Source organism: Amycolatopsis saalfeldensis, from assembly GCF_900110575.1.
Classification (GTDB): Bacteria; Actinomycetota; Actinomycetes; order Mycobacteriales; family Pseudonocardiaceae; genus Amycolatopsis; species Amycolatopsis saalfeldensis.
Window position 1 is genome coordinate 43,158 of sequence record NZ_FOEF01000012.1, and the last position, 13,615, is coordinate 56,772.

General features: G+C 66.7%; 11 protein-coding genes. 5 read left to right on the top strand and 6 right to left on the bottom strand.

What is annotated here, in order from left to right:
• Positions 1–887 precede the first annotated feature (887 nt).
• A complete protein-coding gene (locus BMY97_RS47205) occupies positions 888–1,391 on the top strand; it encodes a hypothetical protein (protein WP_177231541.1) in 504 nt (167 codons plus the stop codon).
• A gap of 440 nt (positions 1,392–1,831) precedes the next feature.
• Here BMY97_RS47205 and BMY97_RS25370 read toward each other — a convergent pair whose 3' ends face one another.
• From BMY97_RS25370 to BMY97_RS25380, 3 genes are all read right to left on the bottom strand, one after another.
• Entirely contained in the window at positions 1,832–2,143 is a 312-nt protein-coding gene (locus BMY97_RS25370; RefSeq protein ID WP_143086291.1) for a hypothetical protein, read from the bottom strand.
• A 26-nt stretch (positions 2,144–2,169) separates the two neighbouring features.
• Positions 2,170–2,982 (bottom strand): hypothetical protein, encoded by an 813-nt coding sequence (locus tag BMY97_RS25375; protein ID WP_091620715.1) that lies wholly within the window; start codon positions 2,980–2,982, stop codon positions 2,170–2,172.
• Positions 2,983–3,646: 664 nt separating this feature from the next.
• Entirely contained in the window at positions 3,647–3,874 is a 228-nt protein-coding gene (locus BMY97_RS25380; RefSeq protein WP_218156869.1) for a hypothetical protein, read from the bottom strand.
• Between the two features lie 874 nt (positions 3,875–4,748).
• On the opposite strand from BMY97_RS25380, the gene BMY97_RS25390 reads away from it, so the two are divergent.
• From BMY97_RS25390 to BMY97_RS25400, 3 genes are all read left to right on the top strand, one after another.
• Positions 4,749–6,917: a tetratricopeptide repeat protein gene (locus BMY97_RS25390; protein ID WP_091620721.1), complete on the top strand. Its 2,169-nt coding sequence runs from the start codon at positions 4,749–4,751 to the stop codon at positions 6,915–6,917.
• 63 nt (positions 6,918–6,980) lie between these two features.
• The gene (locus BMY97_RS25395) at positions 6,981–7,619 is read left to right on the top strand and encodes a hypothetical protein (RefSeq protein WP_091620723.1); all 639 of its coding nucleotides are present in this window, start codon (positions 6,981–6,983) and stop codon (positions 7,617–7,619) included.
• Positions 7,616–10,759, top strand: a complete 3,144-nt coding sequence (locus tag BMY97_RS25400; protein ID WP_091620726.1) for an ATP-binding protein — start codon at positions 7,616–7,618, stop codon at positions 10,757–10,759. The genes BMY97_RS25395 and BMY97_RS25400 overlap by 4 nt, the downstream gene beginning before the upstream one ends.
• A 210-nt stretch (positions 10,760–10,969) precedes the next feature.
• On the opposite strand, the gene BMY97_RS25405 is transcribed toward BMY97_RS25400, so the two are convergent.
• The 3 genes from BMY97_RS25405 to BMY97_RS48560 all read right to left on the bottom strand — a co-directional run bounded on the left by BMY97_RS25405 (position 10,970) and on the right by BMY97_RS48560 (position 13,135).
• Positions 10,970–11,755 carry a hypothetical protein gene (locus BMY97_RS25405; protein WP_245787485.1) on the bottom strand — a complete coding sequence of 262 codons (786 nt, stop codon included), beginning with the start codon at positions 11,753–11,755 and terminating at the stop codon, positions 10,970–10,972.
• A gap of 337 nt (positions 11,756–12,092) precedes the next feature.
• Complete coding sequence (locus tag BMY97_RS46180) at positions 12,093–12,422, bottom strand: hypothetical protein (RefSeq protein WP_143086292.1); 330 nt, start codon at positions 12,420–12,422, stop codon at positions 12,093–12,095.
• 149 nt (positions 12,423–12,571) lie between these two features.
• A complete protein-coding gene (locus BMY97_RS48560; protein ID WP_245787505.1) occupies positions 12,572–13,135 on the bottom strand; it encodes a hypothetical protein in 564 nt (187 codons plus the stop codon).
• Between BMY97_RS48560 and BMY97_RS48565 the strand changes: the two genes are divergently transcribed.
• The gene (locus BMY97_RS48565; protein WP_245787506.1) at positions 13,125–13,328 is read left to right on the top strand and encodes a hypothetical protein; all 204 of its coding nucleotides are present in this window, start codon (positions 13,125–13,127) and stop codon (positions 13,326–13,328) included. The two genes, BMY97_RS48560 and BMY97_RS48565, sit on opposite strands and share 11 nt — an antisense overlap.
• Positions 13,329–13,615 lie beyond the last annotated feature (287 nt).

The window sequence follows — 13,615 nt, forward strand, 5'->3', positions numbered from 1 at the left end:
GACGAGTGAACCGCTTTCGAAGTCCTCACTCTGTCATCTTGACGTCGGTACGAAGGCAAGGTGACACCAAGGAAAACCTGTGGCGGCCTAGCTGCCGCGACGCTCGCCCTCACAGCGTGCTCAACATCCACCACACCCCCACCAGAACCCCTTCCGAAGACGTCGACGCCTCCGCCACCCACGATATCTTCGGTCCCTGCACCACCGCCCACACCACCTGCAGACGCGGCCTTACCGACCAGTCCAGCCTCTCGGCCCGGAGGCGACGACGTCAGCCGCCCGTCGCAGCACGCGGCGACGGTGCCGAGAAACACGCCCGCCAATCCATCCTCCTCAGCCACTCCCCCAGAGAGCAGAGACCCCTTCTCTCCCGTCTCCATCGCGCCCGCCGAACCAGATCGCACTTCGCCGCATGGGCCCCAACCACATCCGCCATTGCGGGACAACGGTTTCTCGATCATCGAGAACTGGTGGCGCGCCTGATGACCGGCGCCGCCCGAAGCACCTCATATCCAGCCAGCCCCGCTCACCCCACAGCTCTGACGGACAAAAGAGGCATATGGGCAACTATTCTCGCGATCTCCGAGGCTGCGATCCTGGGCGTACTTCTATACCGCATCGGGTGGGTACGAACCAACGCAACAGCCGACTACTACGGAGTCAATACGGGGTTGCTGGACCTGTCGGTCACCGAGTACGTCCAGCGCAGTATCAACTCAGCCTTGCAACCTGCTCTCGTCCTCTTGCTCGGCACGTTCGCGATGCTGAGGCTGCACCAACTGATACGTCGGGAGCTCGCACGACCTCCGCATCGGCAGCATCGGATCGTCCGACAGACATTGCGGAGCGCTACCCCCGTCGGCATATGTCTGCTCGCCGGAGGCTCAATGTTGTTGCTCGCAGGGCACATCCTGACCTGGCCGACCGCTATCGCCGGCCCGCTAGCGATCTTCCTTGGCGCCGCCGTCATCGGCTACCGCCGCGCCCTCATCCCGGCGGTCGCGCCCCTCGGCGACACCTCGGAACGGCTCGCCACGCTCGTCCTCGTCGGCCTCGGGTTGATGGGATTCGTCCTTGTCACCGAACAGTACGCCAATCACGTCGGTCGCACCATCGCTGCCAATGACGCGGCCACGCTACGCTCGCAACCGGAGATTCTCCTGCACAGCACCAAAAAGCTGGACATCGCCGGCGGCGGCGTGAGCTTGAGCTACGACCCCTCGCCGGACCAGTACTTCCACTACCGATACCGGGGCCTGCGCGAACTAATCCCCACACACGGCCTCCACATCCTCGCCCCCGCGGACTGGGGCCGCACTAGCTGGACCGTCTTCACTATCCGCGAAAGCGCCTCCACCCGAATCGACATAATCAACGCGCCACCGCCATGACCGCAAGGACACGCCACCGCGTGGCCGTCGCATCTAGGACAGCTGGCGTGCGGGCCGTCGAACACTCCGGCCGACCAGCTCGCCCAGCCGGCGAGCACGAGGCAGGCCAGTGTGACGAGACCGAAGCCGCTCTTGAGGAAACGGCGTACGCGGGTCATGCGAGGCTCCCCGGCATGTAGTGGGCGAGCCGGTAGTTGTCGCGGCCGAGTAACTCCGCGACAGTGTCCAATTCGGACTGTGCGGAGCCGAGCGCCTCAGCTGCATCCTCGCGCGGACCTCCTTGAGACGCCGCAGCAGTTTCCGCCCCCCGTGCGCTGGTCGACGGCCGAGGATCGGGATGGTCGACCGAGCACACCGGCCACGCCTCGTCCGCCGGCCACAGCACGGGCCAACCCAACGACGACTCCCGACCGAGACTTGGGCGAGGGCGTCCTGGGACTTCATGCTCTCGGTCCTTCCGGTACCGGTACCGGTACCGGTACCGGTACCGCGGTGGCGACGGCGAGGTAGGTGCGCCGGTCGGTCAGTTCGCGGAGTGGACCGGTGACCTCGAGGGTCACGGTTGCGCGGATGTCGTCGGACGCGGCGCCGACCATTACCTGGATCGGGCCGGGGTAGCCGAACTGGGTCAGCGGCAGCGTGAACCGCACCAGCCGGGCCATGCCGGGTGTGAGGTGCAGGCGGTAGAAGCCCGCCGACAGGAGTCGGCGGGAACCCGTAGAATCGTCGAACGCGGCAAGCGCGCCTTTCACCGAGCGGCCGACAATCAACCGGCCTGCTATTTCGCTGCCCGGTACTGGGGATCGTTCGGATTATCGCGGGAGACCGCGTTTTGCCAGCCCTGCGGCACGTTCGATGGGGACCATGCCGAACCATCGCCCGGTCGCCGGGTGAACATCGGGAAGGTTATGCCTGCCCCGCCGTCGCCGGGGTTCAGGCTCTCGCCATGTTCGATCAAGTGTTCCAGCGACAACCGCACGAACGTCGCATATCGCGACAGGTCCAGAGCGGCCAGATTGGCGGCCCTCTTTCGTACCGTGTCGCCGGTATCGTCGTCACGGTGGTGTTCGCCGCGCGCGGCAGTCAGCGCGAGATGCACCAGAATTCGGTATTGCTCGGTCGCCTGCGCATTGCGGAGCCCGGGAAGGTCCGCGAACCCCCCGAGCTGGAGCCTCTGCACCAGCAATTCACACTCGACATCTGCCTGGTCACCGCGCACGCCGGAAGTCTGCGTGGACCCGGACCTGATGAACACGTACGGAACGCGGCCCATCAGCGGCAGTAGGTTCGCGATGTACCCGAGTAGCCGGGTGCCGCTGTCCTGCTGCCGCTCCCGCTGGCGCACCTGCTCCATGTGCGCACGCTCGGACTCGAGCCGCTGATCTGCGGCCTTTCGCTCTTCAACCAGCCGAGCTTCAGCGTCTGCACGGTCCCTTTGCGCTCGTCTGTCGTCAAAGTCATGCTGTTCCTTGAGGCGCCGGTCGGCGTCTCCCCGGTCTCGTTTTGCGGTCGCCAAGGTGTACACCAGCGTCGCCAGCGCGACAGCGCCCAGGGCCACGGTCGCCCAGCCAGTGAGCGGATCCCCCTCCATTGCAAATACCTCCGAATCGCTGAAGCATGAGATACGTCGCAGGCCTCATCGCTCGACGGCTCGCAGCGAGTTACACAGCCACTGGAGTCGTGCCGAAACGGCAACACTGGCCGCCCGACCCGCTCCGCGCGGAAGGGCTCGGGTGCCCCGCTCTCCCCGCGCGAGCGGGAGTGGTCCGTCTCCAGCGCCGTCGTGGCTTCCGCACGGGCGCTTCTCCCCGCGCGAGCGGGGTTATCCCGGGGCCATGACCTAGGTGTCGGTCGCGTTCGCGTTCTGGCCGCGCGATGATGCGCTGCGCGGCCAGCCGCACTCCGGTTCCTGCTGGGGTTCTCGGCCGTCCTGTTCGAAGGGCAATCGGCAGCCACAGGTACGTGCAAAGCATGTTGACGATCTTCTGCCGCTGCTTGTTGGGAGGGTTCTGCGCGACGAGCTACAGCGCGTAGAGACCGCCGAGCCGCACGGCCGCGTGCGACAGGATTTCGACGGCGAGTAGTCAAGTTCCTGGCCCCGGTGCGTCATCTCGACCAGCATGGGCTGCGCCCGGCTCCGCCTTTCGCCCCCAGCACCGAGGGCACCGGGTGCCCTCGGACAGCGGTGTGGTATCGATCATGAGGGCCACCACTGGCCGCCTTGGTTGTCGTACTTACGTGCCGTGCACCTCGACCTACTCGTCGCCGAGGTTCGGCCCCCGCTGCTCTTCGACGAACTGGGCACGGTTGTCTACACCGTTCCCATGCTGCTTGAGCAACTCGCCTCGAAAGTCACAACCTGGACAGACATCCTCCCCCTGCGCATGCCCCTCGTACCACCCGTGAACAGCCGCGTGGACGATCGCGCCACGCACGTCGACCTCACCCGCGTCGTACGCCCTGAGAGAGTTCTCGATGATCATCCACAACACCGGAGAGTCAGGTGCAGGGAACGGCGGTGCCGGCATCCTGTCCGATTCCATGGCCATGAAGTGTACTGCCTACCGGCCGCGACGCCGGGCTTCGCAAGCGCTTGACCGTCGTTAAAGCAGGTTCCGCACAACGTGTCGAGGGCAGCACGTCTTGCCTGAGACCACCAGCGGGCGCCAGCGGGCATGGCCTGCGACATCCTGCCCCACATGGCCATTCACGCCGCCGCGGCCGCCGAATCTCGCTTCTCATCCACGACGTCGGCCGCCGACTGCTGCACAGCAGCCCCCTGCTCGAACTAGATGCCAGCGAAGCACCGTATCCGGGCGAACCAACAGTCGAAACCGGCGCAGCGTCGCACGGGACAGCGGCACGAGCAACACCGCGAGCAACGCCCCATCCTCCGGCCGCAGGCGTGGAGATTGGTCGCCGAATTGTCGCCGCAGGACGGTGCGCCGGTGGCGTAGAGCGGGAATCTCGACGTCCTTCTCGTGATCGGTCATCCGGAGAGGCCGCAGCGCAGCAAAGGCGTGCGCGACCGCGAGGTCGGCGAAGCGGACCGGTACCAGATCGCCGCGCCGGCCGGCGCGCTGCGGTGAGGCAGCGGGCTCCTGAGCAGGCGGGCGAGCCGTGCAGTTACGTGAGTGCCGGGATGATCACGACCTTGCGTCTCAGCGGGGCGCTCGCTCGCGACGTGCTGGGCTGGCCGCCCAAGGGTCCTTTCGGTCCTAACGGATTTGCGGTCGGGAGGGTATGCCCGCCAGGCGATCCGAGATGGGGCGAATGGGTGAGTATCAAGGTGAAGTCATGGCGCCTGCCTCTCGCCACCCATAAGCTGACGTGCAGTGTCCGGTTGCTCTCCTGAAGGTGATCCCGCTGACGCCCGTCGACCCTTCCGGTCTTCCGCCGTTGCACACCCGGACCGATTTCGCGGTTTACCTCAACGACCTTCACCGGCGAAGCGGGCTGAGCCTTGCCCAGCTCGAGGCGGCTGGCCGGCGGTTGGCCGGCAACGGGAAAGTCCTGCGGGCTTTGCCCGCCGTCATGGTTAGCGACGTGCTGAGCGGCCAGCGTCCGGTGAAGAAGGACCTGCTGCAAAGCCTGCTCGTTGTGTTCGGCGTACCGATGGCGGAACGCACCCAGGTGCTCATTGCCTGGCAGCGGATCAACGCGTCGGTGGGCCAGGGACCGGCCGACGCACGTCGCGTGGACGAGGTTTCCCTGCGTGAACTGGGCGTGCACCCGGCGATTTTTCTTTACGGCGTCCAGGACGAATTGCCGGTCTACGTGCCACGCGATTTCGATGACGAGCTTCGCGACGCGATTGCTCGCGGTGCCGAGAGCGGCTGCTTCGTGCTGCTCCTCGGTGGTTCGTCATGGGGCAAGACCCGCTCGCTCGCGGAAGCAGTGAAGGACGTTGTCCCCGAATGGTGGCTGGTTCAGCCCGCCGGCACACGCGAGATCCATGACTTGCTGGCCGCGCGCACAGAACGCACGGTGGTGTGGCTGGATGATCTCGACCGCTACTTCGGGGCCAACCCGGCGCTGCTGAAGGAGCACGTCGTGACGCTGGTCCGGACGTTTGGGCTGATCGTCGTCGGCACCCTCTGGCCGACCGCGTATTTCGCCATAAAGGACCAGCCGGTGACCGGGGGCGACGGCCGCGCAGCGGTTCGCTTGGTCGATTTCGCCCATCTCATCAAGGTGCCGGAAAGCTTCTCCGTCGACGAGCGGCGCCGCGCCGCCGAGGCTGCGATCACGGACAGCAGGCTCAAGACCGCCCTGGCCATGCCCCGCGTCGGCGTCACCCAGGTGCTCGCTGCCGCACCCGATCTGGTGCTCTGCTGGGAGCAGGCGCCGGAACCGTACAGCAGGGCCATGATTTCGGTGGCCGCGGACGCTCGCCGGCTCGGTGTGCAGAGCCCGCTTCCGGCGGACATGCTAGTCCTGGCGATGGCGGATTACCTGACTCCCAAACAGCGGTCGGTCCCGGTCGAAGCGTGGCTGGAACGCGCGCTCAAATACGCCACCCGGTCGTTGCACGGCGAAATCTGCGCCCTGGACCCGGTTTCCGGTGATCAGCCCGGCCAGGTGGCGGGTTACCTGGTCGCCGACTACCTCGTGCAGCACATCGCTGGCCTTTGGCGGACTGTGTGCCCGCCCGAAAGCTTGTGGATGGCGCTGCTCGATCACGTGCGCGACGCTGACGACCTGCGTCGGCTCGCTGGCACGGCATTCGCCCGGATGCGTTACCAGTACGCGGAGCGGGCGTTCCGTCGGCTCCACGAGGCCGGCGACCGGGGCGCTACAGGACAGCTGATCGCTTTGCTGCGCCGGCAAGGTGCCTTAGGTGAAGCGATCGCGACGGCGGATGCCTGGCTGGCGGACGATCCGGCCGACGAGCGGCGGCGGGCGCTGCATACGGGGTTGATCAAGCTCCGGGCCTGGGCCGAGCAGTTACGGAGTCGTGCCGACGAGGATACTCACGCGAAAGAGCTGCTCGTGGAGCTGCTCACCGACGGAGGGCAGGCGCACGCGTTGCGGCTGCGCGTTGAAGCCGATGATGTGGTCGCCGTCGAAGACCTGGCCGAGGTGCTGGCCGACCGGGGCTGCGTCGATGAATTGCGGGACTTGGCAAACCGCGGCAACTCGTTCGCAGAGGACCGGCTCGATGACTTGCTGGGCAGCCTCGGCCGCGAAGAAGAACTGAAAGAACGCATGCGAGCCGGCCACTCGGTGGCCGGCTTTCACCTGGACCGGTTACTCGAACGACGTGCTGGCGTGACGCCGCACGATCTGGACGATCTCCGCCGCAGAACCGTAGCGAACGACAAGGACGCCACCGCCGAGCTGATCACCGCGCTGTTCGACGCCGGCGACGGGGAAGGCTTGCTGGCCGAAGTGAACGCAGGCACCGACGAAGCCTCCGAGCGCTACCTTGCGCTGCTCACCGCCGACCCCGCGGTCGACAGTGCTGAGGTCCACCGGATCCGGCAATTCGGATTGCCCGCCGGCCCGCCCGGAGCCGATCGATGATCGGGGCCAGGCGCAGTACGGTATCCGCTTCGGCGCGAACGATTCATCTGGGAAAGGGCTAGCATGACCAACGACGACCTGACTCCCTCGGACGGTGCGGTGCTCATCGTGCTGATGGCCGAAGCACGCTCGGTACTCAACACCGAGCTCCGTTCCCGTTACGGCATCAACGTCGAGAAGGACCGCCGGGTAAAGCTCAACCGGCTCCAGCTGGTCCATAGCGAGAAGTCCGGCAATACGTACTTGCACGAGCTGGACGACAAAGGCTGGACGCGGGTTCACGAAGATCTCGACGTCAGCAGCCCGAGGGCGCGCACGATCAGCGGTGCATTAGCCGCCCTGCACGGCAACCTGCGTGACCGCGTCCTGCCCCGGACTCGGTGCCACAATCTCACCGAAATGTTCTCCTGGGAAGACATCGCCGCATCCGAGCCGTCCACCGATCTCGAAGCACGGCTGCGCGCTGCCTACACAGCCCTCGCCGCGAAGCCAACCGCATGGGTGTCGCTGACGCGGTTGCGGCCGTTCTTCGCAGACGTCCCCGATGCAGATGTGGACGAGGCGCTGCGCCGGTTGAACCGCGCACCGGACGTCACCCTGGTGCCGGAAGAAAACCAGAAGTCACTGACCGACGCCGACCGAGTCGCTGCGATCCACCTCGGCGGTCAGGACAAGCATCTGCTCGCGATCGGGCTGCGATGAACGACGCCGAGCGCGCGGCACTGGCGGCGCTGCGGTTCGACTGGGCTCCCGTGCCCGATGACGTGTGGCGGATGCCCACCTTCCACGTCGACGGGCTGCATCCGGGGGTCGTCGACGCGGTACTCGGCGGCATCGACGACGCGGCCGCCAGTGCCGACGGCAGCCCGATCGGTTTGGTCTTGGAGGGACAGCGGGGTGCGGGCAAGACCCATCTGCTCGGCTGGCTGCGCCAGCAGGTGCAGGCGCGCGGTGGATACTTCTTCCTGGTGAGTCTGCTCAGCGCCCGTCACTTCTGGGTGAGCGTGCTGGCGTCGATGATGGACGGGCTGGCCCGGCCGGTGCCGGACAGCGAATCCCAGCAGCGGCTGTTGATGCGCCGGCTGTCAGCCCAAGTCGGAGCTCCCCGCGCCGTCCGTCGTGCGTTCACTGGTGAGAGCACGCTGACGAAGGAGACGCTGGACGCCTTCATGGACGGACTGGCCGCAATCGACGGTTACCTGGTCCGTACCAGTGGGGAGACCGCGCGCGCCCTCGCCCTCAGCGCCTCGCAGGATGTGACCCAGCGGGAAATCGCCAACAGCTACTTCGCCTGCGACGAGGAGGGGACGCCGGGCGAACGCGCCGCCTGGGGAATTCGGCGGTCGCCGCGCTCGGCCGAGGAAGTGGTCCAGGAGCTGTCGCGGCTGCTGGCGCTGACCGGTCCGGCGGTGGTGGCGGTCGACCAGATCGACGTGCTGGTGGCCCAATCGACGGTGGGTACCGATCAGGCCCGGCAAGCGGAGGAAGAAGCCGTCCGGCACCAGGCGATGGTCATTGAAGGAATCGCCGGTGGACTGATGTCGCTGCGGGAACGCACTCGTCGCACGCTGACCGTGGTGGCTTGCCTGCCAGCCACCTGGGCACAGGTGCAGAGGAAGGCCACCGCCACCGCGTCCGACCGGTTCCGGGAAGCACCGTGGCTGCAAACAATCAAAAGCGGCGATGTCGCCCGTGAGATCATCGCCCGGCGATTCGGGCCGAAGTTCGACCGGCTCGGTTTCGTTCCGCCATACCCCACCTGGCCGGTCCGCCCCGAAGCGTTCGAGGACACCGCTGAGTTCACTCCCCGGCAGCTGCTCATCACCGTCGACACTCACGTCCGCGCCTGCCTGTCTTCAGGCTCCTTAAGGGAGCTTACGCGGCTCGCTGCGCCGGTGAACGAAACACCGACACTGTCCGAAGAGGACTCGACGTCCACTGTGGACGCTGCGCTACTGTACCGGTACGACAGCCGATTCGAAGCGCTCAAGGACACCGCCGACGTGGCGACCCCACTCGAAGCCGATACCGAAGACAGCCAGATCCCGCGGCTGCTCGAAGCCGGCCTCATCGCCTGGGTCCACGAGCGCGGTGAACGGGGCGCGGCCTTCAGCGTCGACCCACTGCCCAGCGAGAAGCCCGCTCTGCACGCCCGGCTGCGGCTCACTCTCGACGAAGATCGCGAAGACGAGGTGCACTGGTGCTTCCGAGCGGTCAGCGACCAGCACCACGGCAATGCGGCGCTGAACCGCTTGCGACGGGCCGACACCGCGACCGGCTTGGACAGCATGGTGACCAAGCGCAAGCTCTTCGTGCTGCGCAACGAGCCCTGGTCGGGCACCAAGACGCAGAACGAGGTCGAGGCCGTCGTGGAGCGGGGCGGGCGAACTCTGCCGCTGGACCAGGATGATCTGCGCACCTTGGCTTCGCTGCGGGCGCTGCTCGACGAAGGTTCGGCCGAACTAGGGCAGTGGCTGACTGCGCGGCGTCCAGCCCAGCAGCTTTCGGTGTTGAAAGCGGCGTTGGGGGACGCCGACTCGTGGCTTTCTGCCGGCCCGGAGCCGAGCGGGTCGCTCGCTCGCACCGTCGTCCCGTCGCCAGACGAATCGGCGCGGCCGGCGCTGGTCGTCGGACGTGACCACACGACCGGGGAATCAGTCCGTCTCGGCCTGGAAGCGTTGCGCAAGCACACGACGATCTTCGCCGGATCCGGCTCGGGAAAAACGGTATTGATCCGCAGGCTCGTCGAAGAGTGCGCTTTACAGGGCGTTTCGTCCATCGTCCTGGACCCCAACAACGACTTGGCCCGGCTCGGTGACGCGTGGCCCGAGCCGCCGGCGCAGTGGGGCGACGGCGATGCGGCGAGCGCTGCCCGCTACCTGGATCAGACCGATGTAGTGGTGTGGACTCCGCGCCGGGAAGCCGGCCGTCCGTTGAGCTTTCAGCCGTTGCCCGACTTCGGGGCCACTCTCGACGCCCCCGACGAGTTCGCCGAAGCCGTAGAAGCGGCCGTCGCCTCGCTCGCGCCCCGCGCCATGCTCGGCGGGCGGGCCGTGAAGGCGCATTTGGGGCAGGCGGTGTTGCGCCGGGCCGTCGAGCACTACGGCCGTCGTGGTGGATCATCACTGCGGGGGCTGATCGACACGCTCGCAGACCTCCCAGACGGCATCATCGATATCGCCGACGCGGGTAAAATCGCCGCCGGTCTGGCGCAGGCGCTGATGGCCACGATGGTCAACGATCCCTTGTTCGGCGGTACGGGCGCCCCTGCCGACCCCGGCCTTCTGCTCACGCCGGCTCCCGGCAAGAAAGCTAGAATTTCGGTTATCAGCCTGGTCGGACTGCCATCGGACCAAGCCCGGCAGAGCTTCGTCAACCAACTGCAGATGGCCTTGTTCGCGTGGATCAAGAAGCACCCCGCCGCCGACCGTCCGTTGCTCGGCTTGTTCATCATGGACGAAGCCCAGACGTTCGCCCCGTCGGGTGCGATCACCGCGTGCACCCAGAGCACCTTGGCGCTAGCGTCGCAGGCCCGCAAGTACGGGCTCGGGCTGATGTTTGCCACGCAATCGCCCAAGGGGGTGCACAACCGCATCCCGGGCAACGCGTCGACCCAGTTCTATGGCCTGCTCAACAGCCCGACGCAGGTCGAGGCAGCCCGGCAGATGGCCAAGGCCAAGGGCGGCGACGTACCGGATGTATCCCGGCTCAGCAGCGGCGAGTTCTACCTGGCGGCCGAAGGGTCCGCGCCGCGGAAGTTGCGGACACCCCTATGCCTCAGCTACCACCCGCGCAGCCCACTCACCGACGAGGAAGTCATCACCCGCGCCTCAGCGAGCTGATCACAACCTGAGCAGCATGGCGCGTACCCCTGGCGCGAAGGACAATTCTGACATTGCGACCCACGCCATGATCAGAAGGAGTGCGCCATCCAGTTCGATCATCGACGTCCAGCCGGAGTCCTTGACGCTGATGATGTGCAACCTGGCATGAACCGCTGGAGCAGCCTCGACGCCGGGGGCACCTGCACCGAGGCGCGCCGCCCAACGGATTCATGACCTGATCGCACGAACCGCTTGCACGGAGTACGGGGACGCGCTCGCCACCTGCCCAGACCTGACAGCCGAAACCAGGACCCGCGAACGAGCCGCCCCCACACCCAGCCGCTTCCGCAACGTCTCTGCCGAAATCGGACGCCTGTACCGCGCCCAATGGCTCTCGTCTTCCTCTCTCGCCCGCCCCAGCAGGTCATCCTGCACAGCCCTACCCCGGCACAAAGCCGGTCGTTCCTCGGGACCGCCCGCGACGTTCTCACCCCCGACGCGGACTGGCCCGGCGTCAACCGCCTCGTCCCCATCGACCTGCGAACCACCCTCGGTGTGAAGGCGCGACGGCGCCTCGCATGTCTCGATCATCGCCTGAAGCAGACCAGGACCGACCTCGGACCACCCGATCAAGAGCAGCGGTCCAACGGCGTCGAACGCCGCCTTCCCGTACTCGCCCGCGACGAGTGGACCTGCCACGTTCAACGCCAACGTAACCACGCTGGCGAAGATCAGCAACCGACGCAATGGACGAAGCGCGTCCGCACCAACACCCCGGACCACGAGATGCCGAGTGCCCAGCAGGATACCGAGAATCGTCAGGTCGACCGCAGGCGCGACAAGTGGCGCCACCCAGACAGGCACGCCCAAGTGGAGGGCCAGATTCAGAACGTTGCCGAAACCGAACAGAAACGTGAGCCCGACAACCGTACCCATGATCACCGTGACCACCCGCACCACCACAACAGGATCAGAAGCCAGCGGAACCTCCGAATTCCGCTTCCCCGCGGCCATCAAGCACCACCCGCAGGATCGCCGACCCGGAAACCGCGCTCGATCACCAGCAAACCATGGGAAAACCGCCGTTCAGACGCGGGACCGTCTACACGGCGCCCTGCCGAAAGCACGATCCCGCGACCAACACCAGGCAGTCGCGAATGGCCACTTCGATACTTGCTCTTCGTTCTCACACAGCAACACACAACGCCCATGAACTCGACGACAGAGTCCGCCACTGGCGAGCCCGAGGCGAGCCCGAGCCGCCCGAAACAGGACGACACTCCACGACACCAATCGACACCAACGCACGGCCGCAACCGCCGCCGAGCAGAGGAAAAGGTCTTGTCCGGCATCACTCGACACCATCCGACACGCCAAGGTCTCGACTCTTAACCAGCGGGTTCGGGGTTCGAGTCCCTGATGGCGCACCCTCATTCCCCAGGTCACTTAAAACGGTGACCTGGGGTTTTGTGTTATCCGGAAACACTTCTTCCGCTTGTTGTCCGTCCACAATGGTCGGTGACGTGCCCGAGACGAGCCCGAGCTGTCGCGTTGCCGTCCGCGGGATGATCTTGGCCGTCGCCTCGGCCGCAGCGAGTGCGACTTCGGGCAGAACGGTCGTGTAGGTGTCGGCGGTCACGGTGATCGAGGAGTGCCGCAACCTCCGCTGCACCACCTTCATCTCCACCCCCGGGGCAAGAGCCAGGGTGGCGGCACCGTGGGAAGAAACCCAACGGTGAGCATCTCTAGCGCGTCGGTCGTTGCCCTTCGCGCAGACCGTCCGATCGTCCGACGTTGATAATTCGTCATTGGACAGCGAGGAATGCTGGGTCAGGCGGTCGGGGCGAGCTGGTCCCGGAGGCGCTGCAGTGTGGTCTGAGCGGTGTGGGCGACGGCGGCGAGGCCGCCGCGGTTGGTGGCGCGGATGGCACGTTGGAGTTGGTGGGGTAGTCGTCGTTGTTCGGCGATGGTGATGGCGGCCAGCAGGGATTTCTGGGCTCCGTCGCGATCTCGGCTGGCGGTGAGGATTTCACCGGTGGTGCCGCGTTCAATGACCTGCCACCGCGGGGCCGCGGGCTCGCCAGCGCTATCGGTGGTCAGCACGCGCAACGCCTGGGTCGGCTGGCCGAGGGCGAGCAGTCCGCGGGCGTGGATTTCGCGCAGGATAGAGGGGTTGACCAGCATTCCGTGTTCTGCGCCGGTGTCCAGTAGGCGGCGGCAGCGGTTGATCGCTGCCTCGAACTGGTCGGGCAGCCCGGCTTCGCCGGCGGCGCGCGCTGCCAGCGCCAGCGCGGAGCCTTGTCCGGTGGGGTCGGTCGAGATGGCGAGGGCGTGGTCGAGGCGTGTGACCGCGGCTGGCAGGCGACCGGCTTTGCGTAGTTCGTTGCCGTGCAAGCGTGTCGCGCTCCAGGCGGCCTTCGGCGGCGCGGGCTTCCAGCCGGGCGACGAGGGGCCACAGCTCGTTGACTGCCTCGACGGCCCGGCCGGATTGGCGGGCGATCTCGGCGAGGCGGATCACGGAGTCGCCGAACTGCACCAGCGCGGCGAAGTCGGCGTCATCGGGTTCGGTGACGCCGAGAAAGTGTGAAGGCAGGCCTAGCGCGCGGGCGATGTGCCGGCGGACGGCGACGTCGCCGGGGTCGCGGCGGTGGGTTTCGATCATCGCGATGTAGCTCTTGTCGTAGTCCAGGATCGCGGCGAGGGCTTCCTGGGACAGGTCGTTGGCGTGGCGGTAGGCGCGCATGATCGCGGGCAAGTCGCGAGTGGACAGTGCCTTGCCAGCGGCGGGGTTGGACCACATCCACACCGCGGGCGCCAGCCGGGCCGGCGGCGCGGGCAGCGCTGCGGTATTGGCCTGGCAGGTGGGGCACACCG